This is a genomic window from Phenylobacterium sp. (genome assembly GCF_016793285.1).
In the GTDB taxonomy this organism is placed as follows: Bacteria; Pseudomonadota; Alphaproteobacteria; order Caulobacterales; family Caulobacteraceae; genus Phenylobacterium.
Genome location: NZ_JAEUMO010000016.1, coordinates 1 through 22,358, shown reverse-complemented (window position 1 = coordinate 22,358; position 22,358 = coordinate 1). Strand labels below are relative to the sequence as shown.

At 69.8% G+C, this 22,358-nt stretch carries 22 protein-coding genes; 15 read left to right on the top strand and 7 right to left on the bottom strand.

The window, feature by feature from the left end:
- Positions 1-46: 46 nt before the first annotated feature.
- Positions 47-1,303 carry a tyrosine--tRNA ligase gene (tyrS, locus tag JNL41_RS02055; protein WP_293472605.1) on the bottom strand — a complete coding sequence of 419 codons (1,257 nt, stop codon included), beginning with the start codon at positions 1,301-1,303 and terminating at the stop codon, positions 47-49.
- A gap of 348 nt (positions 1,304-1,651) precedes the next feature.
- On the opposite strand from tyrS, the gene JNL41_RS02050 reads away from it, so the two are divergent.
- From JNL41_RS02050 to JNL41_RS02030, 5 genes are all read left to right on the top strand, one after another.
- Positions 1,652-2,776: an anhydro-N-acetylmuramic acid kinase gene (locus JNL41_RS02050; protein WP_293472604.1), complete on the top strand. Its 1,125-nt coding sequence runs from the start codon at positions 1,652-1,654 to the stop codon at positions 2,774-2,776.
- A 142-nt stretch (positions 2,777-2,918) separates the two neighbouring features.
- Positions 2,919-4,736, top strand: coding sequence for an NAD(P)/FAD-dependent oxidoreductase (locus tag JNL41_RS02045; RefSeq protein ID WP_293472603.1), 1,818 nt, complete (start codon positions 2,919-2,921; stop codon positions 4,734-4,736).
- 111 nt (positions 4,737-4,847) lie between these two features.
- Complete coding sequence (locus tag JNL41_RS02040; protein WP_293472602.1) at positions 4,848-6,368, top strand: DUF4173 domain-containing protein; 1,521 nt, start codon at positions 4,848-4,850, stop codon at positions 6,366-6,368.
- 5 nt (positions 6,369-6,373) lie between these two features.
- Positions 6,374-7,081, top strand: coding sequence for a response regulator transcription factor (locus tag JNL41_RS02035; RefSeq protein WP_293472601.1), 708 nt, complete (start codon positions 6,374-6,376; stop codon positions 7,079-7,081).
- Entirely contained in the window at positions 7,078-8,658 is a 1,581-nt protein-coding gene (locus tag JNL41_RS02030; RefSeq protein WP_293472600.1) for a HAMP domain-containing sensor histidine kinase, read from the top strand. The genes JNL41_RS02035 and JNL41_RS02030 overlap by 4 nt, the downstream gene beginning before the upstream one ends.
- Before the next feature lie 416 nt (positions 8,659-9,074).
- On the opposite strand, the gene JNL41_RS02025 is transcribed toward JNL41_RS02030, so the two are convergent.
- Positions 9,075-9,443 (bottom strand): nuclear transport factor 2 family protein, encoded by a 369-nt coding sequence (locus JNL41_RS02025; protein ID WP_293472599.1) that lies wholly within the window; start codon positions 9,441-9,443, stop codon positions 9,075-9,077.
- Positions 9,440-10,090, bottom strand: coding sequence for an alpha/beta hydrolase (locus tag JNL41_RS02020; RefSeq protein ID WP_293472598.1), 651 nt, complete (start codon positions 10,088-10,090; stop codon positions 9,440-9,442). Before JNL41_RS02020 ends, JNL41_RS02025 begins: the two co-directional genes overlap by 4 nt.
- 162 nt (positions 10,091-10,252) lie before the next feature.
- Here JNL41_RS02020 and JNL41_RS02015 point away from each other — a divergent pair, with 162 nt between their 5' ends.
- From JNL41_RS02015 to JNL41_RS01970, 10 genes are read left to right on the top strand one after another with little or no spacing between them, the layout of a single operon-like run.
- Entirely contained in the window at positions 10,253-10,684 is a 432-nt protein-coding gene (locus JNL41_RS02015; protein ID WP_293472597.1) for an Rrf2 family transcriptional regulator, read from the top strand.
- Positions 10,681-11,808, top strand: coding sequence for a cysteine desulfurase family protein (locus tag JNL41_RS02010; RefSeq protein ID WP_293472596.1), 1,128 nt, complete (start codon positions 10,681-10,683; stop codon positions 11,806-11,808). The genes JNL41_RS02015 and JNL41_RS02010 overlap by 4 nt, the downstream gene beginning before the upstream one ends.
- Positions 11,808-13,277 (top strand): Fe-S cluster assembly protein SufB, encoded by a 1,470-nt coding sequence (gene sufB, locus JNL41_RS02005; RefSeq protein ID WP_293472595.1) that lies wholly within the window; start codon positions 11,808-11,810, stop codon positions 13,275-13,277. The genes JNL41_RS02010 and sufB overlap by 1 nt, the downstream gene beginning before the upstream one ends.
- Complete coding sequence (locus tag JNL41_RS02000; RefSeq protein ID WP_293472594.1) at positions 13,274-13,678, top strand: hypothetical protein; 405 nt, start codon at positions 13,274-13,276, stop codon at positions 13,676-13,678. Before sufB ends, JNL41_RS02000 begins: the two co-directional genes overlap by 4 nt.
- 2 nt (positions 13,679-13,680) lie before the next feature.
- Complete coding sequence (gene sufC / locus JNL41_RS01995) at positions 13,681-14,430, top strand: Fe-S cluster assembly ATPase SufC (RefSeq protein ID WP_293472593.1); 750 nt, start codon at positions 13,681-13,683, stop codon at positions 14,428-14,430.
- Entirely contained in the window at positions 14,427-15,452 is a 1,026-nt protein-coding gene (sufD, locus tag JNL41_RS01990) for a Fe-S cluster assembly protein SufD (RefSeq protein ID WP_293472592.1), read from the top strand. The genes sufC and sufD overlap by 4 nt, the downstream gene beginning before the upstream one ends.
- A gap of 2 nt (positions 15,453-15,454) precedes the next feature.
- A complete protein-coding gene (locus JNL41_RS01985) occupies positions 15,455-16,669 on the top strand; it encodes a cysteine desulfurase (protein ID WP_293472591.1) in 1,215 nt (404 codons plus the stop codon).
- Positions 16,670-16,682: 13 nt separating this feature from the next.
- The gene (locus JNL41_RS01980) at positions 16,683-17,045 is read left to right on the top strand and encodes an SUF system Fe-S cluster assembly protein (protein ID WP_293472590.1); all 363 of its coding nucleotides are present in this window, start codon (positions 16,683-16,685) and stop codon (positions 17,043-17,045) included.
- Positions 17,045-17,458 (top strand): iron-sulfur cluster assembly accessory protein, encoded by a 414-nt coding sequence (locus tag JNL41_RS01975; protein WP_293472589.1) that lies wholly within the window; start codon positions 17,045-17,047, stop codon positions 17,456-17,458. The genes JNL41_RS01980 and JNL41_RS01975 overlap by 1 nt, the downstream gene beginning before the upstream one ends.
- A 44-nt stretch (positions 17,459-17,502) precedes the next feature.
- Positions 17,503-17,781 (top strand): 2TM domain-containing protein, encoded by a 279-nt coding sequence (locus tag JNL41_RS01970; protein WP_293472588.1) that lies wholly within the window; start codon positions 17,503-17,505, stop codon positions 17,779-17,781.
- Here JNL41_RS01970 and JNL41_RS01965 read toward each other — a convergent pair.
- The 4 genes from JNL41_RS01965 to JNL41_RS01950 all read right to left on the bottom strand — a co-directional run bounded on the left by JNL41_RS01965 (position 17,778) and on the right by JNL41_RS01950 (position 22,264).
- Complete coding sequence (locus JNL41_RS01965; RefSeq protein ID WP_293472587.1) at positions 17,778-18,452, bottom strand: glutathione S-transferase; 675 nt, start codon at positions 18,450-18,452, stop codon at positions 17,778-17,780. The two genes, JNL41_RS01970 and JNL41_RS01965, sit on opposite strands and share 4 nt — an antisense overlap.
- A 224-nt stretch (positions 18,453-18,676) precedes the next feature.
- Entirely contained in the window at positions 18,677-19,483 is an 807-nt protein-coding gene (locus JNL41_RS01960) for an enoyl-CoA hydratase/isomerase (protein ID WP_293472586.1), read from the bottom strand.
- Positions 19,484-19,584: 101 nt separating this feature from the next.
- The gene (locus tag JNL41_RS01955) at positions 19,585-20,634 is read right to left on the bottom strand and encodes a GGDEF domain-containing protein (RefSeq protein ID WP_293472585.1); all 1,050 of its coding nucleotides are present in this window, start codon (positions 20,632-20,634) and stop codon (positions 19,585-19,587) included.
- Between the two features lie 49 nt (positions 20,635-20,683).
- Positions 20,684-22,264, bottom strand: coding sequence for a DEAD/DEAH box helicase (locus JNL41_RS01950; RefSeq protein WP_293472584.1), 1,581 nt, complete (start codon positions 22,262-22,264; stop codon positions 20,684-20,686).
- Between the last annotated feature and the right edge of the window lie 94 nt (positions 22,265-22,358).

Genomic DNA, 22,358 nt, shown 5'->3' with positions numbered 1-22,358 from the left:
GGCGCGTCTGGATGACCGGGACAATGCCGGCCATGACGAGTGAGGGTCAGACGGGTTTCACCAGCACGATCTTCTTCTTGCCGGCGCCCAGCTTCACGACGCCGTCCACCAGGTCGGCGGCGGTGATCAGGCGGTTGCCGTCGGTCTCCGGCTTGTCGTTGACGCGCAGGCCGCCGCCTTGGGCCAGGCGGCGCGCCTCGCCCTTGGAGCCGGCGAGCCCGGCCGCGACGGCGAGGTCGGCGAGCTGCACGCCCGCCTCCAGCCCGGCAGCCGGCGTCTCGTGCGTCGGCAGGTCGGCGGAAAGCGCGCCTTGCTCGAAGGCCGCCTGCGCGGCGGCCGCGGCCTTCTGCGCCTCGGCGTCGCCGTGGAGCATCCGCGTGGCCTCGTTGGCGAGCACCTTCTTGGCCTCGTTGATCTCGGCCCCCGGCAGCGCCTCCAGCCGCGCGACCTCGTCCAGCGGCACGTCGGTGAAGAGGCGCAGGAACCGGCCCACGTCGGCGTCCTCGGTGTTCCGCCAGAACTGCCAGTAGTCGTAAGGGCTGCGCATGTCGGCGTTGAGCCACACGGCCCCGCCGACCGTCTTGCCCATCTTCTGGCCCGAGGCGGTCGAGAGCAGCGGCGTGGTCAGGCCGAACGCCGGCTTCTGCTCCACGCGGCGGATCAGCTCCACGCCGTTGACGATGTTGCCCCACTGGTCCGAGCCGCCCATCTGCAGCACGCAGTTGTTGCGCCGCTCCAGCTCCAGGAAGTCCACCGACTGCATCAGCATGTAGTTGAACTCGAGGAAGGTCATCGGCTGCTCGCGCTCCAGCCGCGCCTTCACGCTGTCGAACGCCAGCATCCGGTTGACCGTGAAATGCACGCCGAACTCGCGCAGGAAGTCGACGTAACCGTACTTCGACAGCCACGCGTCGTTGTCGACCATGATCGCGTCGGTCGGCCCGTCGCCGAACGTCAGGAACTTCGCGAACACCGTCTTGATCGAGGCGATGTTGGCCTGGATGTGCTCGTGGGTGAGCAGCGGGCGCGACTGGTCCTTGTCGGTGGGGTCGCCGATCTTGGTGGTCCCGCCGCCCATCAGCACGATGGGCTTGTGGCCGGCCTGCTGCAGGCGGCGCAGCATCATGATCTGGATCAGCGATCCGACGTGCAGCGAGGGCGCCGTCGCGTCGAACCCGATGTAGGCGGTCACGATCCCGCCCGACGCGGCCTCGTCCAGCTCCGCCGGGTGCGTGACCTGATGGATGTACCCGCGCGCCTGCAGTGTCTTCAGGAACTCGGACTTGAAGGCGGCTTCGGGCATTCGGGGAATCTCGTGATCGGGCGCGGCGCCGTCTAGCACAGGGCGACCGAGGATTTCGAGGGAGATAGAGGACACGGGGCAGGCTCCAGGTGAGGTTGGGGCCGGCGGTCTCCGGGTTTTCGGATCAGGCGCCGGCCAGGGTGGCAGGCGCGTGGGATCGGTCGCCTGCTAGGATCGCAGGCGGTAATAGCGGCCGGTCAGGGGCGCAGGTCCGATCATGGCGGCCCGACCATTCGTCGCTTTACCTAAGTCCGACCCCGGACGACGAATGGTCTCTCCTTGAAGAAAAGACTGAGCATTCGCCGGTTCGATCGAACCGGCGAATGCTCTGGCTACCTGGGCCGGCTCATGGCAGTCAAGGTCCCCATGCTGGTGCTGGGATTCATGACGGGCACGTCGCTGGACGCCGTGGACATGGCGGTCCTCGACACCGATGGAGAGAAGATCCTGACGTTCGGGCCGGCCGGCGAGCGCAGGCTCTCCGACGCCACGCGCGACGTCGTGCTGGAAGCGACCCAGCAGGCCCTGAAGTGGCCGCGGGGCGAACCCGAGCCGCCGATCTTCCGTCATGCCGCCGAGATGATCGCCGAGGAGCACCATGCCGCGGCCGAGGCCTTCCTGCAGGAGAACGGCCTGTCGTTCCCCGACCTCGACCTCGTGGGCATGCACGGCCAGACGGTGCTGCACGAGCGGCCGAAGCCCGGGGTTCCGGGCCGAACGGTCCAGTTGGGCGACGCGGCGCTGCTGGCCAGGCTCTGCGGGCGGCCCGTCGTCTACGACTTCCGCTCGGCCGACGTGGCGGCGGGCGGGGAGGGCGCGCCGCTGGCGCCGGCCTACCACCTGGCGCGGGCCAAGGCGTCGGGGCTGGCGCCGCCGCTGGCGGTGCTGAACATCGGCGGCGTGGCGAACCTCACCCTCTGGACCGGCGGCGACGACATCGTCGGCTTCGACACCGGGCCGGGCAACGGCATGCTGGACCTCCTGGTCCAGGCCCGCGGCGCGGGCCGCTACGACGCCGGCGGCAAGTACGCCAGCGTCGGCCGCGCCGACGAGGGCGTGGTGCGCGCGCTGCTGGCGCATCCGTACTTCACCGCCCGCGCGCCCAAGTCGCTGGACCGCCACGACTTCTCGCTGGAGCCGCTGGAGGCGCTCCAACTGGAGGACGCCGCCGCGACCCTCGTCGCCTTTACCGCCGAGGCCGTGAAGCGCGGCTTCGAGAGCCTGCGCACCGATCCGCGCGAGGTGATCGTCACCGGCGGCGGACGGCGCAATCCCGAGATCATGAAGGCGCTCGCCGAGCGCCTGCCGGCGCCCGTCCGCGTCGCCGAGGACCACGGCTGGCGCGGCGACGCCATCGAGGCCGAGGCCATCGCCTTCCTCGCCGTCCGCGCCCATCGCGGCCTGCCGATCTCGTTCCCGAAGACCACGGGCGTTCCCGCGCCCATGACCGGCGGCAGGGTCGTGCGGCCCTGACCTCCTGAACGTCATCCCCGGACAAGCGCGACCCCGACGTTCGCGGAGGGGTGAGCGCGGGGTTCAGTGACCTGACGTCACACTTGCCCGTCAAACGATCGTTCGGCACGCTGAACGACGATCACCTACACGGGAGGACGCAATGGCGGACGACAAGCCGGAGATCACGGGCGGCGATGATTTGGGCTTCGATCCCAACGCGCTGCGCGACAAGTACCGCGCCGAGCGCGACAAGCGCGTCCGCAAGGACGGCAACGAGCAGTACGTCGAGATCGCCGGGCAGTTCGCCCACTACCTCGAAGACCCCTACGTCCAGCGCATCGACCGCGCTCCGGTGACCGAGGAGGTCGAGGTGGTGGTGGTCGGCGGCGGCTTCGGCGGCCAGCTCGCGGCGGCGCGCCTGAAGGAAGCCGGCGTCGACGACATCCGCATCATCGAGAAGGGCGGCGACTTCGGCGGCACCTGGTACTGGAACCGATACCCCGGCGCGGCCTGCGACATCGAGAGCTACATCTACCTGCCGCTGCTGGAAGAGGTCGGCTACCTGCCGGTCGAGAAGTACAGCCGCGCGCCCGAAATCCTGCGCCACAGTCGCGCCATAGGCGAGAAGTTCGGCCTCTACGCGGGCGCGCTCTTCCAGACCGAAGTCACCGAGATGCGCTGGGACGAGGCGGCCGCGCGCTGGACCGTCTCCACCAACCGCGGCGACGCGCTGAAGGCCCGCTTCGTCGTCATGGCCAACGGGCCGCTGCACCGGCCGAAGCTGCCGGGCATCCCGGGCGTCGAGACCTTCAAGGGCCACAGCTTCCACACCAGCCGCTGGGACTACGACTACACCGGCGGCGACTCCGACGGCGGTCTGACGAAGCTGAAGGACAAGCGCGTCGGCATCATCGGCACCGGCGCGACGGCGGTCCAATGCGTGCCGCACCTGGGCGAATGGTCCCGGCAGCTCTACGTCTTCCAGCGCACGCCCTCGTCGATCGACGTGCGCGCCAACCGGCCGACCGATCCCGACTGGGCCGCGAGCCTGGCGCCGGGCTGGCAGCAGGCGCGGATGGACAACTTCAACGTCCTCGTCTCGGGCGGCTTCGCCGACAAGGACCTGGTCAACGACGGCTGGACCGACATCATCGGCAATATCCTGCTGCTCGCGCGCCGCAAGGCCGAGGCCGGCGAGGCGGTCGGCAACCCGGCCGAGCTGATGCAGCTCGCCGACTTCAAGAAGATGGAGCAGGTCCGCGCGCGCGTGGACAGCGTCGTCCAGGATCCCGCCGCCGCCGAGGCGCTGAAGCCCTGGTACAACCAGTTCTGCAAGCGGCCCTGCTTCCACGACGACTACCTGCCGACCTTCAACCGCCCGAACGTCGAGCTGGTCGACACGCTCGGGAAGGGCGTCGAGCGCATCGACGAGACCGGCATCTGGGCCAACGGCAAGCACTACGAGATCGACTGCCTCGTCTATGCGACGGGCTTCGAGGTGGGCACCAGCTACGTCCGCCGTTCGGGCTACGAGCTTTACGGCAAGGGCGGCCAGAGCCTGACCGACAAGTGGTCGGGGGGCGCGTCGACGCTGCACGGCGTTCTGAGCCGCGGCTTCCCCAACTGCTTCATCGTCTCGAACGTGCAGTCGGGCTTCACTGCCAACTTCCCGCACATGATCAACGAGCAGTCGAAGCACATCGCCTACCTCGTCACCGAGGCGCGCGGACGCCAGGCCCGGACCATCGAGCCCAGCGAGGACGCCGAGGCGACGTGGGTGAAGACCATCGTCGACCTCTCGCTGATGCGCGAGGCGTTCCTCAAGGAATGCACCCCCGGTTACTACAACAACGAGGGCAGCCCCGAGGTCATCGCCAAGCAGAACGGCTCCTACGGCGCCGGCCCCGTCGCCTTCGTGAAGGTGCTCGAGGACTGGCGCGCCGAAGGGGCGCTGAAGGGGCTGGAGCTGAGGGCCTAGGCCCTGCACGGAATCTGCACATGAACCGCGCCGCCTGAGGACGTCCGCCCAAGCGCTCGTCCTCAGGTCTCGGCGCAGGATGCTCCCCGTCAGAGTAGGGGACGGCATCCGATGGGCCGGCGCGGGAGCTTCTGGATCAAGGCGGGGCTGCTGGTCGCCGCCGTGGCCATCGGCGACCTCCTGCTGTTCGACAAGAACGGCCTGGGCCTGAACCTCGGGGTCCTGCTGACCGTCGTCACCCTGGCCCTGGCCTTCGCCGCCCCGGCGATCCGGCGCAGCCGCCTCGCCGTGCTGGCCCTCGCCGCCGCGCTGGCTCTGGCTATCCTGCCTTTTGAGCGGCCCAGCTTCATCGGCTTCCTGCTGTGGGCGCTGGCCATGGCCGTCGCCGCGCTCGCGCCGCGGGCCGCGCAGGGCGACGACGGCTGGCGTTGGCTCCAGCGGCTGGTCGTGGGCGGGCTGAAGGCGCTGGTGGGGCCGCTGGTCGACGTGCGCCGTGCGCTGAAGGTCCGCGCCCGCTCGGGCCCGATGAAGGTCACCGCGCTGCTGCTGGCCGCGGTCCTGCCGGTGGTCGGCGGCTTGGTGTTCCTGCAGCTCTTCGTGATCGCCAACCCGGTGCTCGCCGGCGTCTTCCGCGGCTTCAGCCTGCCGGCCTTCGAGCCCGGCCGGCTGATCTTCTGGCTCGTGGTCGGCCTGCCGGTCTGGGCGCTGCTGCGGCCCCGCGGCCTGCGCCGCACCCTGCGAACCCCCGGCCTCGACCGCGACCTCACGCTGCCGGGCGCCGCCGCCGCCTCGATCACCGCGGCGCTGGCGGTCTTCAACCTCGTCTTCGCCGTCCAGAACGGCCTCGACATCGTCTACCTCTGGAGCGGCGCGGGCCTGCCGGACGGCGTCAGCTTCGCCGACTACGCGCACCAGGGCGCCTATCCGCTGATCGCGACGGCCCTGCTGGCCGGCCTCTTCGTGCTGGCCTTCCTGCGGCCGGGGTCTGAGACCGCGAGCCGCCCTCTGGTCCGCGCGCTGGTGATTGCCTGGGTCGCGCAGAACGTCTTCCTCGTGGCGTCCACCGCGCTCCGCACCGTCGACTACATCGACGCCTACTCGCTGACCCGCATGCGCATCGCGGCGCTGCTGTGGATGGGCCTGGTGGCCACGGGCCTCCTGCTGATCCTCTGGCGCCTGCTGCGCGCAAAGAGCTCGGGCTGGCTCATCAACGCCAACCTTGCGGCGGTCGGCGCCGTGCTCGTCGGCTGTAGCGTGGTCGATCTGGGGTCGGTCGCGGCGTCATGGAATGTGCGGCACGCGCGAGAGATGGGCGGGAACGGCGTGGCGCTCGACCTCTGCTACATGCGCAGCCTGAAGGGCGCCGCCCTTCTGCCGCTCGCCAAGATCGAGAACCGCGACATCTCGCCGGCGCTGCATGACCGCATCCAGTACACACGGCGGATCATTCAGGCCGACATGGCCGGCCAACAGGCGACATGGCGCGGCTGGCGCTGGCGCGACGCGCGAAGGCTCTTGCTGGCGCGCTTCTACATCTACGAGACGCCTCAGGCGAACACGTCTCGCGGCCGCGATTGCCAGGGCAACCCGCCACCCCCTCCATTGACCCCAGCCGCGAACCCGAGAACATGACTTTCATGCCCCAGGTCCTCGTCGTCGACGACGATCCGCACATCCGCCAGCTCCTGGTCTTCGCCCTCGAGAAGGCGGGCCTCAGCGCCCGCGAGGCCGAGGACGGCGAGGCCGCGCTCCTCCAGGTGGCCAAGGCCGCGCCGGACCTCGTGGTGCTCGACATCAACATGCCCAAGCTGGACGGGCTGGAAGTCTGCCGCCGCCTGCGCGCCCAGGGCGACCTGCCGATCCTCTTCCTGTCGTCCCGCGACGACGAGATCGACCGGGTGCTCGGCATCGAGCTGGGCGGCGACGACTACGTCGTGAAGCCCTTCAGCCCACGCGAGGTGGTGGCTCGCGTTCAGGCCATCCTGCGCCGCGCCCGCGCCGCCGCGCCCGCCGCCAAGGCCGACGCGCCGATGAGCCACGGCCGCCTGACGCTCGATCCCGAAAGCTGGGTGGCGCGCTGGGACGACGCGGAGGTCCCGCTCACCGTCACCGAGTTCGGCATTCTGAAGATCCTGCTGGGCGGCCCCACCCGCGTCTTCACCCGCGACGCCATCATCGACCGCCTGCATGGCCCGGGCTTCGCCATCACCGACCGCACCGTCGACAGCCATGTGCGCAACCTGCGCGGCAAGTTCGCGGCGCTGGGCGCCCACGACGTCGTCGAGACCCGCGCCGGCGTCGGCTACCGTCTCGGGCCGTGCCAGGGCGGCGCGCCCGGCGCGTGATCGAGGCCTTCAAGGACTGGGTCGGCCGCTGGTGGCCGCCGCTGCGGCTCCGCTGGATCCTGTTCGCGGTGCTGCTGTTCGCCGCCGCCATGCCGGGCTTCGCCGCACTCTACCTGAGGGTCTACGAGAACACCCTGGTGCGCCAGACCGAGGCCGAGTTGGTGGCGCAGGGCGCGGCGCTGGCGGCCGTGGCGGCGACGGAATGGCCCGGCGCACCGACGCCCCGGCCCAAGCCCGCCAAGCCGCCCGAGGGCTACTACCGGCCCGAGTTCACGACCATCGACCTCACGCTGGGCCAGGTGCTCCCCGAGCGCCCCTGGATGCGGAAGACCCGCAACGCGCTGGATCCCGACGCGGTCTACGTGGCCCGGCAGATCAATCCGGTGGTCGAGCGCACCCTCCAGACGACCCTGGCCTCGGTCTACGTCCTGGACCGCCACGGCTACGGCGTGGCGGGGCAGGGGTACGGCCGCGACTTCTCGGGGCTGCCGGAAGTGCGCTGGGCGCTGTCCGGGCGGCCCTACACGGTGATGCGCGTCAACGGCGACCTGAACGACCGGCAGTCCTCGTTCGAGTGGCTCTCCAAGGCTTCCGGCATCCGCCTGCACCACGCCCGGCCCATCGTGGTCGGCGGCAAGGTGAAGGGCGTGCTGCTGCTCTCGCGCTCCCCGCGGGCGCTGTTTCGCGGGCTCTACGAGGACCGCGGCAAGATCATCTTCGGCGCCGTGCTGATCTTCGGCATCCTGGTGGTGCTGTCGGGCCTGATCTCCCGCGGCGTCGCAGGGCCGATCGAGAAACTCAGCGCGGCCTCGCGCCAAGTGGCCGCCGGCGGCGGCGAGATCCCGCCCACGCCGCGCACCGCCGCCCGCGAAATCCGCGACCTCTACGCCGATTTCCGCGCCATGGCCGAGCGGATCGAGCGCCGCAGCGGCTATCTGCGCGACTTCGCCGCCGCCGTCAGCCACGAGTTCAAGACCCCGCTCGCCGGCATCGGCGGCGCCGTCGAGCTGCTGCAGGACCACTTCGAGACCATGTCGCCGGCCGAGCGCCGCCGGTTCCTGGACAACATCGCGGGCGATTCCGACCGCCTCTCGCAGCTCGTCACGCGCCTGCTCGACCTCGCCCGCGCCGACATGGCCCTGCCGGAAGCCGGTGTCGCCGCCGACCTCGCCGAGGCCGTCCGGCGCACGGTCGACGCTCAGATCGGCGACGCCTTCGCGGTCGCCGTCGACGTGCCCCCCGACCTGCCGGCCGTCGCCGCGCCGGCCACGACCCTGGAGAGCGTGCTGACGATCCTGCTCCAGAACGCCCGCCAGGTCGGCGCGAGGCAGGCGAGGGTGCGTGCCGCGCTCGACGGCAGCGAGGTGGTCGTCACCGTCTCCGACGACGGCCCCGGCGTCCCGCAGGCCGATCGCGAGCGCCTGTTCGAGCCGTTCTTCACCAGCCGCAGGGCCCAGGGCGGCACCGGGCTCGGCCTTCCCATCGCCCGCTCCCTGCTGGCCGCCAGCCAGGGCCGCATCGACCTCGCCCCCGGCCCCGGCGCGACCTTCCGGGTGACCCTGCCGAGAGCGGAGTAGCCCTGCCTTTCCCGTCGCAGACGGGAGAGCGGTGGAGAGGGAAAGCCTCAAGCTCGGCGTTCGATCCGAGCCGAACGGACCGCCCAGCCGGCCGCTTTCCACCAACCGCTCTTCGCTACGCTCGGCGGACGGTCCCCCTTCCCGCAAGCGGGAGGAATTGCATGGAATCTCCACGCGCGCCCACGAACCCCCTGCACGCCCGCGCTTCACGCTGGGAGCATGGACGAGCCTCTCTCTCCCACATCCGGCTACCGCCTCTCCCTCGCGGACGCCGGCGAGGTCTGGTCCTGGCGGCTGACCACGCCTCAAGGCGGCAGCCTCGGCGGTCTTGCCCCGGACCGCAGCGCCGCGCGTCGGTCAGCCGCCTTCGCCGCCTCCGTCGCCGCGGCGCTCAACCGCGTCCATGCCCGGCGATTCTAGGTCAGCGTCACGTAGAGTTCGCTCTCGATCACCCACTGGCCGGTGACCTTCTTCCAGACGGCCAGGTAGCTCCCGCCCAGCTCGCGCCCCGTGATACTCCAGCGGCCCTGCTCGGCGGCGCGCTCACCGCCGGCGTCGACCTCCACCGTGGCGGTCTCGCGCACATAGGCGGTGAAGCCCGGCTCGGCGAACTGCGCGGCGAAGGCGGCCATGACGTCGTCGGCGCCGAGGATCAGGCCGCCGTCCCCCACGATCAGCTTCACGTCCGCCGTGAAGAACGGCCGCAGCCGCGCCGCCGCGTGGGCGGCGATCAGCCTGTTGGTGAGCTTGCGCCGCGCGCGGATGGCGTCGGCGGGCGCCGTCACGCCGGGCTGGCTTCCAGGCGCTTGTCGAGATAGGCGCCGACGCGGCTTTCCACGTCGGGCAGGTTCTCCATCCAGAAGTGGCTGGCGCCGTCGACCACGTCGTAGTCGATCACGATGCCCTTCTGGGTGCGCAGCTTGGACACGACGCGTTCCACGTCGATGGGCGGCACCACGCTGTCGTTCTGGCCGTGCAGGATCAGGCCCGAGGCCGGGCAGGGGGCCAGGAAGCTGAAATCGTAGGCGTTGGTCGGGGGCGAGACCGAGATGAAGCCGTCGGTCTCCGGACGCCGCATCAGGAGCTGCATGCCCACCCAGGCGCCGAACGAGTAGCCGGCGACCCAGCACTGCGAGGCGGCCGGGTTGGTGCTCTGGAGCCAGTCCAGCGCCGTCGCCGCGTCGGCCAGTTCGCCGATCCCGCCGTCGAACTCGCCCTGCGAACGGCCGACGCCGCGGAAATTGAACCGCAGCACCGAAAAGCCGCGCTTCATGAAGAGGTGGAAGAGCTGCACCGCGACGGGGTTGTTCATCTGCCCGCCGGCCTTGGGGTGGGGATGCAGGATCAGGGCGACCGGCGCGGTCTCGCTCTTGCCCTGGGAATAGCGGCCCTCGATCCGGCCGGCTGCACCCGTCAGCACCACTTCAGGCATGCGAACCCTCTTCTCCCGCAGAATACTTGACTAGCCTACTCGGTCTTCCTAAGTCGCTGCCATCCGGGGCGACCGGTCCCCGCACGGGCGGGCGCTCATAACATAGTGCGCTCCGGATGCGCGCGAAAACTGCATTGGCCCGCCAGGGACAAAAGGACTGCCATGCGTCTCTCCACGAAAGGCCGGTATGCCGTGATGGCGATGGCCGACCTGGCGCGCCGCGAAGGCGAGACCGTCCGGGCCGTGGCCCTGGCCGACATCGCCGCGCGGCAGGAGATCTCGCTCTCCTACCTGGAGCAACTGTTCGCCCGCCTGCGCCGCAAGGGCCTCGTGAAGAGCGCGCGGGGTCCCGGCGGCGGCTATCGGCTGGCCCGCGAGGCGTCGGCCACCACCATCGCCGAGATCGTCCACGCCGTGGACGAGCCGTTGCGCGCCACCCGCTGCGACGCCGGCAAGGGCTGCATGATCAAGGGCGAGCGCTGCCTCACCCACGACCTCTGGGCCGACCTGGGCGACCGGATCGAGGACTACCTCGCCTCGGTCAGCCTCGCCGACGTGGTCGGCGGCCGCCTGCGCGGCAGGGCGGCGGCATGAGCGTCTACCTCGACCACAACGCCACCGCGAGGGTGCGGCCCGAAGCCATCGCGGCGATGACGCGCACGATGGAGGCCGTCGGCAATCCGTCGTCGATCCACGCCGCCGGCCGCGCCGCGCGCTCGGCGATGGAGCAGGCGCGCGAGCACGTTGCGAAGCTGATCGCCGCGCCGGCCTCGACCGTGATCTTCACGAGCGGCGGGACAGAGGCCAACGCGCTCGCCATGGAAAGCGCGGTCGCGGCCGGTACGCGCCGCCTCATCGTCTCGGCCGTCGAGCACGACTCGATCCGTGAGGCCGCCGCCGCCTCGGGCGTGGCGTTCGAGGTGCTACCGGTGACCCGCGACGGGACCGCCGACCTGGACTGGCTCTCCGAGCGCCTGGCCCGCTGGGACGTCGCCGACGGCAAGCCGTTCGTGGCCCTGATGCTGGCCAACAACGAGACCGGCGTGATCCAGCCCGTCAGGGTGGCGTCCGAGATCGTGCGCGCGGCCGACGGCTGGCTGCACGTCGACGCCATCCAGGCCGCCGGCAAGGTCGCGGTCGACAGCCGCGGGCTGGGCGCCGACACCCTGGCTATCTCCGCCCACAAGATCGGCGGGCCGCAGGGCGTGGGCGCGCTCACGTTCGGCCCACGGGCCACGCTGGTTCGCCGTCAGCATGGCGGCGGGCAGGAGCGCGGCCGTCGCGGTGGCACCGAGAATCTCCCCGGAATCAGTGGCTTCGGCGCAGCAGCTCAGATCGCCGTCGAGGGCCTGGCCGCGCAAGGTCCGCTCCGCGACGCCGCCGCGGAACGGCTCGAGGCCGCCGCCGCGGTCGTGATAGGCAAGGCCGCGCCGCGCCTGCCCAACACCCTCTGTGTCGCTGCGCCCGGCTGGACCTCGGACCTGCAGGTCATGGCCCTCGACCTCGCCGGCGTGATGATCAGCGCGGGCTCCGCCTGCTCGTCGGGCAAGGTCAAGGCCTCGCCGGTGCTCACCGCCATGGGGCTCGAAGACCTCGCCCCTTGCGCCATCCGCGTCTCGGGCGGCTGGTGCTCGACCGCCGAAGACTGGAACCGCTTCGCCGACGCCTGGCTTGAAGCCCACGCCCGCCACGCCGCGCGGCGGAAGGAAGTTGCGTAATGGCCGCCGTCAAGCAGACCGTCGAACACGTCGCCTCGCTCGAGAAGTACAAGCACGGCTTCGTCACCGACATCGATCAGGAGTTCGCGCCCAAGGGTCTGAACGCCGACATCGTCCGCTTCATTTCCGCCAAGAAGGACGAGCCGGAGTGGATGCTTCAGTGGCGGCTGGAGGCGTTCGAGCGGTGGCTGGCGCTGGAGGAGCCCGACTGGGCCAAGGTGAGCTTTCCGCGCATCGACTACCAGGACAGCTACTATTACGCCGCGCCGAAGACCAAGGAGGGCCCCAAGAGCCTCGACGAGGTCGATCCGGACCTGCTGGAAACCTACAAGAAGCTCGGCATCCCGCTGAAGGAGCAGGAGGTTCTGGCCGGTGTCCAGGGCGCGCCGCGTTACGCGGTGGACGCCGTCTTCGACAGCGTCAGCGTGGTCACGACGTTCAAGAAGGAACTGGCCCAGGCCGGGGTCATCTTCTGCCCCATGAGCGAGGCGATCCGCGAGCACGGTGACCTGGTGCGCCGCTACCTGGGCTCCGTCGTCCCCGTCAGCGACAACTACTTCGCCTGCCTGAACAGCGCCGTCTTCTCGGACGGCAGCTTCGTCTACGTCCCGCCGGGCGTGCGCTGCCCGATGGAGCTCTCCACCTACTTCCGGATCAACGCCGAGAACTCCGGCCAGTTCGAGCGCACCCTGATCATCGCCGATGCGGGCGCCTACGTCTCGTACCTGGAGGGCTGCACGGCCCCGATGCGCGACGAGAACCAGCTCCACGCCGCCGTGGTCGAACTGGTCGCCCTGGACGACGCCGAGATCAAGTACTCCACCGTCCAGAACTGGTATCCGGGCGACCCCGAGACCGGAAAAGGCGGCATCTACAATTTCGTCACAAAGCGCGCCGACTGCCGGGGCGACCGCTCGAAGGTCTCCTGGACCCAGGTGGAGACCGGCTCCTCCATCACCTGGAAGTACCCCTCCTGTGTCCTGCGCGGGAACGAGAGTTCCGGCGAGTTCTACTCGATCGCCATCACCAACGGCCGCCAGCAGGCCGACACCGGCACCAAGATGATCCACCTGGGCGCCAACACCCGCTCGCGGATCATCTCCAAGGGCATCAGCGCCGGGAAGTCGTCCAACACCTACCGCGGGCTTGTCTCGGCCCACCCGAAGGCCAGGGGCGCGCGCAACTTTACCCAGTGCGACAGCCTGCTGATCGGCAAGCACTGCGCGGCTCACACCGTGCCCTACATCGAGGCCCGCAACGGCCAGGCGGTGTTCGAGCACGAGGCCACCACGACGCGCCTTTCCGAAGACCAGCTCTTCTACGCCATGCAGCGCGGCCTTTCGCAGGAAGAGGCCGTCCAGCTCCTCGTGAACGGCTTCGTGAAGGACGTCCTCCAGGAACTCCCCATGGAGTTCGCCGTCGAAGCCCAGAAGCTGGTCGCGATCTCCCTCGAAGGGAGCGTCGGATGACGGCTCGGACCAGGAAGCCCAGGGCCTTGACGCTGAAGGACGCGTTCGAGACCGAATTCGCCCGGCGGGAAATGGAGCGGCGCGCCCGCGAGGAGGCCGAGCGGCGCCAGCAGGAGCAGGACCTCGCCTCTGCCCAGGCGCTGTACGAGGCCGTCCGGGCCGACGCCGATTTCCTGAAGGCGCGGGCCCTCGGCGCCGACCTGCGCCGCTACACCGTCTCGCTGGACCACAAGGCCTACCGGATCGCCGCCTACTTCGAGGCCGGCAAGGCGAGCGTCACCCTCTCCGACAAGCGCACGGCGAGCCCCGGCTCCACCGCGCCCCGCAAGCAAGAGACCGTCGAGAGCGTCGAGGACGCGCTCGGGGTCATGGCCCAGTTCCTCGCCGACGAGACCCGTTGAAGATGCTTTCCGTCAAAGACCTGCACGCCGAAGTCGACGGCAAGGAGATCCTGAAGGGCCTCAGCCTGGAGGTTCCGGCCGGCGAGGTCCACGCCATCATGGGCCCCAACGGCGCCGGCAAGTCGACGCTGAGCTACGTGCTGACCGGCCGCCAGGGCTACGACGTCACATCCGGGAAGGTCACCTTCGAGGGTGAGGATCTGCTGGCCCTCGAACCCGACGAACGCGCGGCCAAGGGCGTGTTCCTGTCGTTCCAGTATCCGCTGGAGATCCCGGGCGTCCCGGCGCTCACCTTCATCCGTACCGCGCTGAACGCGCAAAGGAAGGCCCGCGGCGAGCCCGAGGTCAGCGCGCCCGAGTTCCTGAAGCTCGCCCGCGCCAAGGCCGGCGAGCTCAAGATCGACTTCGACATGCTGAAGCGCGCGCTCAACGTCGGGTTCTCGGGCGGTGAGAAGAAGCGGATGGAAATCCTTCAGATGGCGATGCTTTCGCCGCGCTTCCTGATCCTGGACGAGACCGATTCCGGCCTCGACATCGACGCGCTCCGCATCGTCGCCGACGGCGTGAACGCGCTCCGCTCGCCCGACCGCGCGATGCTGGTGATCACGCACTACCAGCGCCTGCTGGACTACATCAGACCGGACCGCGTCCACGTCCTCTCGGCCGGCCGCATCGTCGCGTCAGGCGGTCCCGAGTTGGCGCTCGAACTCGAACGCGAGGGCTACGACAAGTACGCGAGGGCCGCCGCTTGAGCGTCGCCTCCGCCATCAAGACCGGCGACGCCGCCGAGCTTCCCGGCAAGCGCGACGAGGACTGGCGCTGGACCGACCTGCGCGGCCTGATCCGCCAGGTCCCGCCTGACTCCGCACCCGCTGCCGCCGTTGGCGCAGGGCCGTTCGATGGGGCGGCCGAGGAGATCGTGGTCATCGCCAACGGCGAGGGCGCGGCCCACATCGGCGTCGATCCTCACGGCGACCGCACGGTGGCGCTCCGCATCGTCTCTCGCGGCGACGGCAGCCATGCGGCCCGCGTTTCCATCGACGTCGAAGCCGACGGCCGGCTCACGCTGCTGGAGAGCTACGAAGGCGAGGGGAGCTACCTCAGCCAGACCGGCCTCGTGTTCAGCCTGGGCGTCGGCGCCCAGGTCGAGCGGGTCGTCCTGGCGGCCGACGACGCCGAGGGCGTGACGGTCAGCGAGGCCGAGGTGCAGCTCGCAGCCGAGGCCAGCTTCGGCCAGACCGTGATCACCGGGGGCGCGCGTCGCCAGCGTCTCCAGACGACCGTCCGCCACCCCGGCGGCCACGCGAACCTGCGCCTCGACGGCGTCTACCTGCTGGCCGACAAGCGTCACGCCGACCTGACCACGGTCGTCACCCACGAGGGCCTCGACGGCGTCACCGAGCAGCTCGCCAAGGGCGTCGTGCGCGACCAGGCCCGGGGCGTGTTCCAGGGCCGCATCGTCGTGGCCGAGGGCGCCGACAGGACCGACGCGCGCATGGGCCATCACGCGCTGATCCTGTCGGACCGCGCCGAGGTCGACGCCAGGCCGGAGCTGGAGATCTACGCCGACGACGTCTCCTGCGCCCACGGCAACACGGTGGGGCGGCTGGACGAGGACGCCCTGTTCTACGCCCGCCAGCGCGGCATGCCGGACGATGTCGCGCGCGCGCTTCTGACCGAGGCGTTCGTGGGCGAGGTGGTCGAGCGGATCGGGCACGAGCCCGCCCGCGACATTGCCGCCGCCTGGGTCGCCGAACGGCTGAGGGGAGGCTGAGCATGGCCTTCGACGCCGAGGCGATCCGCGCCGAGTTCCCCATCCTGTCGCGCCAGGTGCATGGCAAGCCGCTGGTCTACCTGGACAGCGCCGCCTCGGCGCAGAAGCCCCGCGCCGTCATCGAGGCGATGACGCATGCGATGGAGCACGCCTACGCCAACGTCCACCGCGGCCTGCACACGCTGGCCAACGAGACCACCGACGCCTACGAGGCCGCGCGCAACACGGTGGCGGCCTTCATCAACGCCGCGCCCACCGAGATCGTCTTCACCAAGGGCGGAACCGAGGCGGTCAATCTCGTCGCGGCCGGCATCGGCGCGTCGCTCCAGGCGGGCGACGAGATCGTGATCTCCGAGATGGAGCACCACGCCAACATCGTACCCTGGCACTTCCTGCGCGAACGCAAGGGCGTGGTGCTGAAGTGGGTCCCGGTCACCGACGACGGCCGCCTGGACCTGGAGGCCTTCCAGGCCCTGCTGGGACCCAGGACGAAGGTCGTCGCGCTCACCCACATGTCGAACGTCCTGGGCACGATCAACGACGCCAAGGCGTTGACCCGGATGGCCCATGAAGCGGGCGCGCTGGTGCTGTTCGACGGCTGCCAGGCCATCGTCCACAAACCCGTCGACGTCGCCGACATCGACTGCGACTTCTACGTCTTCTCGGGCCACAAACTCTACGGCCCGACCGGCATCGGCATCCTCTACGGCAAGGCCGAAAGGCTGGCCGCGCTGCCGCCCTACCAGGGCGGCGGCGAGATGATCGGCATCGTCAGCAAGGACGAGATCACCTACGCAGATCCGCCGCACCGCTTCGAGGCCGGCACGCCGCCGATCATCGAGGCCATCGGCCTGGGCGCAGCCGTCGCGTGGCTCTCGGCGCAGGATCGCTTCGCCATCGCCGAGCACGAGCATGCGCTGTACGCCCGCGCCCGCGAACGGCTGCAGGGCATGAACTGGCTGCGCGTCATCGGCGACGCCCCGGAGAAGGGCGCGATCCTGTCCTTCACCGTCGATGGCGCGCATGCCCACGACGTGGCCCAGATCCTCGATCGCTACGGGGTGGCCGTGCGGGCCGGAACCCACTGCGCGGAGCCCCTGATGCGGCGCTTTGGCGTGACGTCGAGCGCGCGGGCGTCCTTCGCCCTATATAACACCCTGGAAGAGGCCGACGCCTTCGTGGATGCGCTCACGAAGACCCAAGCCTTCTTCGCCTAGACCCATGAGCCCGATGGACGACGCGACCGCGATAGAGCCGACCCCCAGCACTCCGCTCAGCCAGGCGGAACTGGATGCGCTGACCGATCAGCTCATCGAGAAGCTGAAGACGGTGTTCGACCCGGAGATTCCGGTCGACATCTACGAACTCGGCCTCATCTACAAGGTCGACGTCTCCGACGACAAGGACGTGGCGATCGACATGACCTTGACCGCGCCGGGCTGTCCGGTGGCGGGCGAGATGCCGGGCTGGGTCGAGGACGCGGTCTCTGAAATCAAGGAGGTCCGCTCGGTCAAGGTCGAACTGGTCTTCGATCCCCCCTGGGATCCCTCACGGATGAGCGACGAGGCCAAGCTCGCGCTCAATATGTTCTGATGCCTGAACTCGACCTCAACACGCCCGCGCCGCGCGCGCGCCGCCCGCGACCGAAGGTCGTCAGCCTGACCGACGCGGCCGCCGGCCGCGTGCGCGAGATCATGGAAAGATCTCGGCAGGATGCAGCCGCGAAGCCCTATGTGGGCCTGCGGGTCGGCGTGAAGAACGGTGGCTGCGCCGGCCAGGAGTATGTCCTGGAGTACGCCGAGACCGCCGACCCGCTGGATGAGGTGGTCGAGGACAAGGGCGTGACCATCCTGGTCGAGCCGAAGGCGGTGCTGTTCCTGCTGGGCACCGTGATCGACTACGAGGTCACGCGGCTCGCTGCGAAGTTCGTGTTCCGCAACCCCAATGAGACCGATGCCTGCGGCTGCGGCGAGAGCGTGACCATTACACCAGTGAAACTCGACTGACCGTCGGAACGCGGTATCCTGTGTCCAGCAACCCGGGATCCGACATGACCGACGACGTCGAACTGCGCCGCCTGGCCATCCGCCGCGCCGACATGAAGCTGGCTTTCCGCAGCCACCTGCTGGCCTACGTGGTGGTCAATGCCGGACTGACGGCGATCTACGTCGCGACCTCGTTCGGCGACTACTTCTGGCCGATCTGGCCCATGCTGGGCTGGGGCATCGGCCTGGCTGCCCACGGCGCCTCCGTCTACATGAACGGCGAGGGCATCCGCGACCGCCTGATCGAGGAAGAGCTCGAGAAGCTCCGGCGCACGCGGCCCTAGTCGCCCGCGGCGTAGGCGTAGGGTCCGCCGCGTTCCAGCGCCCGCCGGTAGGCCGGCCGCTGATGGATCCGCTTCAGGAACGCCGCCAGCCGCGGTCGGCCCACGCGCGCCGCCGCACGCTCGGCCGCCGCCTCGAGCGGGAAGCTCATCATGATGTCGGCGGCGCTGAACTCGGGCCCTGAGAACCACTCGGCCTTCTCCAGCTCGCCCTCGATGTAGTTGAGGTGTGCGGCCACCTGCGGGTCGATGAAGCCCCGCTGCGCCTGCCTGGCGATGGCGCGGACCAGCGGCCGCACGATCGCCGGCGAGCGCGGCGCCATCTCGCCGAACACCAGCTTGAGCAGGAGCGGGGGCATGGCGGAGCCCTCGGCGTAGTGGAGCCAGTAGCGCAGGCGGCGGTGCTCGGCCGTGCCCGTCGGCGCGGCGAGCCGGCCCGCGCCGTATCGGTCCAGGATGTACTCGATGATCGCCCCGGTCTCGGCGACGGTCTCGCCTTCGTCGGTGACGACAGGTGACTTGCCCAGCGGATGGATCGCCTTCAGCTCGGGCGGCGCCAGCATCGTCTGCGGGTCGCGTTCGTACCGCACGATCTCATAGGGCGCTTCCAGCTCCTCCAGAAGCCACAGCACGCGCTGGGAGCGGGAGTTCTCGAGATGGTGGACGGTCAGCACGAAAAGGCCCTCGCAAGCGGCTGCGCGTGCGAGGGTCCTTAGCCTGTAAGCGGAAGCGTCGGCTAGTGTCCCGATTCCGAAGTTCGCAAGCGCGTGAGGCAGACTCGGTCGAACTTCGGAATCGATAAGGACACTAGAGAAATATTTGTTTCTAGTGTGCTTTTTGGATCTGAAGTTCGCTCGGCGCGCCGACCCGGAAGCAGGCGAACTTCAGATCCAGCACACTAGCGGCCGGTGAACTTCGCCGGGCGCTTCTGGGCGAAGGCCATGATGCCTTCCCGCGCATCGCTGGTGCGCGAGGCGACGGCCTGGGCGTAGGCCTCGGCTTCGATCTGCTCGTGCCACGCCGCGTCCAGCGAGTCCCACACCAGGTTCCGCGTGAGCGCCAGCGAGGCCGGCCCTTCGGCGAGGGCCCGGGCGTACTGCATCGCGGCGTCCGTCAGCTCGGCGTCGGGCACGCACTTGTTGATCAGGCCCCACTCGGCGGCGGTCCTGGCCGGCAGCTTCTCGCCCAGCAGCATCAGCTCCATGGCGCGCGCCTTGCCGATGAGCCGGGGCAGCATCCACGTCGCGCCGCCGTCCGGCACCAGGCCGATACGGCGGAAGGCGAGCAGGAAGTAGGCGCTCTCGGCGGCCACCACCAGGTCAGCCGACAGGGCCAGCGACACCCCGACGCCCGCCGCGACGCCGTTCACCGCCGAGACCAGCGGCTTGGGCGACTTGCGCACGGCGGAGACGAACGGGTTGTAGGTACGCAGCAGCGCCTGGTTCGGGCCGTTGCTGGCGTCCGTCGCGCGGCTGGCGGAGTTGCCGCCGGACAGGTTCGCGCCCGAGCAGAATCCGCGGCCTTCGCCGGTGATGACGATCGCGCGGGCCTTGTCGCCGTAGGCGAAGTCGTCGAACGCGGCCTGCAGCTCGCTCATCAGGTCGAGGCCCGCCGCGTTCAGCGTGCCGGGATCGGATAGGGTGATGATGCCGACGCCGTCTTCGACGCTCGTCTTCACCTTGGCGGGGGCCTGCGCGCCGTCCATGGCGTCCTCCGTTGAGCCTGATTGCGGTCAACGAAGCCAGAATACCCCCGCGTCAGCCAAGGGCGAAAAGCCGAACGACCGCTTGGCGGGGCGAGCGGAGGCTATGCCGCCCTGGCCTTCGAGGCTTCGTCCAGCTCGGCCAGGGTGTTGCGGTTGCGCCCCGCGTTCTTCGACGCATAGAGCGCCTCGTCGGCCCGCTCCAGCAGCATCGCCGGCGTCTCGTCCGCCAGCTTCTGCGCGATGCCGCCCGAAATCGTGATCGCTCCGAGGTCTTCGTTGGTCGAGCGGCGCTTCAGGATGCGCGAGCTGATCTCTTCGCGAGCCTGTTCCAGCGCCTGCAGCGCGACCCCGGGCGTCTCGCCCGGGAAGATCACCGCAAACTCCTCGCCGCCGTAGCGCGCGGCGAGCCGCTCGCCCGTTTCGGCGACGCGGCCGATGACGCTCGCCACATAGCGGATGACCTGATCGCCCGTCTGGTGGCCCCAGGTGTCGTTGAACGACTTGAAGTGGTCGATGTCGACGATCGCCAGAGTGACCGGGCCCTTGCACGCCGAGTCCAGCGCCTCGTCGAACGCCTTGCGGTTCGCGAGGTTGGTCAGGCCGTCGGTCATCGCCTCGCGGCGCACCTGCTCCAGGTGTTCGCGCAGCTTGCCCAGCTCGTCGGTGGTCTCGGCGAGCTGGTTCTCCAGCGCCGAGTTCTCGTCCCGGACCCTCTTCGTGGCTGCCGACAACGTCTCGACCATCACGCGGACGGCCTCGGCGTCCTCGCCCTGCAGCGACTCCGAGGCGGTGGCCAGTTGCTGGCCGTAGGCCTCGCTCGTCTCGCGGGCGGATTCGATGGCGCGCGAGACGCTGTCCAGTTCTTCGGTCAGGCTCTTGCCTGCGTCGATCAACTCGCCGGAGAGCTTGCCGCTCGGCAGGTGCTTGGAGGCGATCTCTTCGCCGACCTGCTCGGTGAACTGCTCACCGGACTCGATCACCGAGGCGATCTTCTGGGTCACTTCGCTGTCCTTCGAGGACACGTAGTGGAGCCAGAGCTCGAAATTGACGGCGGTCGGCCAGACGCGATGGGCTTCCATCGCGTCGATCGCCTTCTTGGCCAGCTCGTAGGCCTTGGCGCCTCTCAACAGGGAATCGATATCCGACGACATAGGGCGAGACCCTACGGACGGACCCCAAACGAGCCGTTAAAGGCGCCGGTTAATCATCCGTGGATCGCGGCGGCGGCGGGCGCATCAGGAACGCCGGCGTGTCGGCGCCGAAGCCGCGGACGGCCCGGTCCTCCCGATCTTCGCGGTCGCGCCGGCGGGTGTCGTCACGGCGGGCCTCGTCACGGCGGGGTTCGTCGCGGCGAGGACGTTCCTCACGGGGCGGGCGCTCCTCGCGGGGCGGGCGCTCGGCCCGGGCAGGGGCTTCGGCCTCGCGGTCCCGGCGTTCGCGGCGCGGACGCTCGGAGCGCTCCGGGCGCACCTCGGTCGCGCCGGGCGCAGCTTCCGCGGCCGCAGCCGCGGCCGGCGCTTCCGCGCGGGCGCGGTCTTCGCGCGGACCGCGATCCCGGTCGCGCCCGCCGCGGTCACGCCCGCGGCCGCGGTCACGATCGCGGGCGCCGCCGCGCGGGCTGCGGGGCTCGTCCTTGATCGAGGCCCAGTCGATGCCTTCCAGCGTGGTCTCTTCGGGCGTCTTGCCGATCAGCTTCAGCACCTTGTCGAGGTTGCGGCTGTCGGCCGGGGTCACGATCATGAACGCCTTGCCCGAACGCCCGGCGCGGCCGGTGCGGCCGATGCGGTGGACGTAGTCGTCGGCGTGATGCGGGACGTCGTAGTTGAAGACGTGGGTCACATCGGGGATGTCGAGCCCGCGGGCGGCCACGTCGGAGGCGCAGAGCAGCTTCAGCTCGCCCTTTCGGAACGCCTCCAGCGTGCGCATCCGCGTCGCCTGGTCGAGATCGCCGTGGATGGGGGCCGCATCGAAGCCGTACTTCTTCAGCGACTTGGCGACGATGTCGACTTCGCTTTTGCGGTTGCAGAAGACGATGCCGTTCTTCACCTCCTCGCCCTCGATCAGGGCCCGGAGCGCCGTGCGCTTGGCCTTCGGATCGGCGGTCGGGATGCGGGTCAGGTGCTGGGTGATCGTCTCGGCGGTGGTCGCCGGGCGGGCCGCCTCCAGCCGGGTCGGGTTCTTGAGGAACTGCTGGGTCAGCCGCGTGATCTCGGGCGGCATGGTGGCCGAGAAGAACAGCGTCTGCTTCTTGGCCGGCGTCAGCTTGAAGATGCGCTCGATGTCCGGGATGAAGCCCATGTCGAGCATGCGGTCGGCCTCGTCGACCACCATGATCTGGACGCCGGTCATCAGCAGCTTGCCACGCTCGAAATGGTCGAGGAGGCGGCCCGGCGTGGCGATCAGCACATCGACGCCGCGGTCCAGCTTCAGCTCCTGGTCCGAGAACGAGACGCCGCCGATCAGTAGCGCCCACGAGAGCTTCTGACCCTTGGAGTACTTCTCGAAGCTGGAGGCGACCTGGTCGGCCAGTTCGCGGGTCGGTGCGATGACCAGGGCGCGCGGCATGCGCGCCTTCGAGCGGCCGGCGGCCAGCTTGTCGATCATCGGCAGGGTGAAGGCGGCGGTCTTGCCGGTGCCGGTCTGGGCGATGCCCAGGACATCCTGGCCGGCCAGGGCGACCGGGATCGCGCTCGCCTGGATCGGCGTGGCGGTGGTGTAGCCGGTCTCAGCGACGGCGGCGAGGGTCGCGGGCGAAAGCCCAAGTTCGGAAAATTCGGTCATTCGGTACTTAAGAAGCGGAGCGCTCCCGGGATCGGGCAAGGCGCAGCGCGGCGGCGCGGACGGAGATCGCCGCGCGCGCGGAACATACGTTTCG

Excerpts from the sequence above, each read along its gene's own strand:
- JNL41_RS02010 (WP_293472596.1), top strand. The coding sequence starts at position 10,681 with ATGAGCGTCTACCTCGACCACAACGCCACCGCGAGGGTGCGGCCCGAA.
- JNL41_RS01975 (WP_293472589.1), top strand. The coding sequence starts at position 17,045 with ATGCCTGAACTCGACCTCAACACGCCCGCGCCGCGCGCGCGCCGCCCG.
- JNL41_RS02050 (WP_293472604.1), top strand. The coding sequence starts at position 1,652 with ATGGCAGTCAAGGTCCCCATGCTGGTGCTGGGATTCATGACGGGCACG.
- JNL41_RS01955 (WP_293472585.1), bottom strand. The coding sequence starts at position 20,634 with ATGTCGTCGGATATCGATTCCCTGTTGAGAGGCGCCAAGGCCTACGAG.
- JNL41_RS02020 (WP_293472598.1), bottom strand. The coding sequence starts at position 10,090 with ATGCCTGAAGTGGTGCTGACGGGTGCAGCCGGCCGGATCGAGGGCCGC.
- JNL41_RS01970 (WP_293472588.1), top strand. The coding sequence starts at position 17,503 with ATGACCGACGACGTCGAACTGCGCCGCCTGGCCATCCGCCGCGCCGAC.
- JNL41_RS01980 (WP_293472590.1), top strand. The coding sequence starts at position 16,683 with ATGGACGACGCGACCGCGATAGAGCCGACCCCCAGCACTCCGCTCAGC.
- JNL41_RS01985 (WP_293472591.1), top strand. The coding sequence starts at position 15,455 with ATGGCCTTCGACGCCGAGGCGATCCGCGCCGAGTTCCCCATCCTGTCG.
- JNL41_RS02015 (WP_293472597.1), top strand. The coding sequence starts at position 10,253 with ATGCGTCTCTCCACGAAAGGCCGGTATGCCGTGATGGCGATGGCCGAC.
- tyrS (WP_293472605.1), bottom strand. The coding sequence starts at position 1,303 with ATGCCCGAAGCCGCCTTCAAGTCCGAGTTCCTGAAGACACTGCAGGCG.
- sufB (WP_293472595.1), top strand. The coding sequence starts at position 11,808 with ATGGCCGCCGTCAAGCAGACCGTCGAACACGTCGCCTCGCTCGAGAAG.
- JNL41_RS02040 (WP_293472602.1), top strand. The coding sequence starts at position 4,848 with ATGGGCCGGCGCGGGAGCTTCTGGATCAAGGCGGGGCTGCTGGTCGCC.
- JNL41_RS02000 (WP_293472594.1), top strand. The coding sequence starts at position 13,274 with ATGACGGCTCGGACCAGGAAGCCCAGGGCCTTGACGCTGAAGGACGCG.
- sufC (WP_293472593.1), top strand. The coding sequence starts at position 13,681 with ATGCTTTCCGTCAAAGACCTGCACGCCGAAGTCGACGGCAAGGAGATC.
- JNL41_RS02045 (WP_293472603.1), top strand. The coding sequence starts at position 2,919 with ATGGCGGACGACAAGCCGGAGATCACGGGCGGCGATGATTTGGGCTTC.
- JNL41_RS02035 (WP_293472601.1), top strand. The coding sequence starts at position 6,374 with ATGCCCCAGGTCCTCGTCGTCGACGACGATCCGCACATCCGCCAGCTC.
- JNL41_RS01960 (WP_293472586.1), bottom strand. The coding sequence starts at position 19,483 with ATGGACGGCGCGCAGGCCCCCGCCAAGGTGAAGACGAGCGTCGAAGAC.
- JNL41_RS01950 (WP_293472584.1), bottom strand. The coding sequence starts at position 22,264 with ATGACCGAATTTTCCGAACTTGGGCTTTCGCCCGCGACCCTCGCCGCC.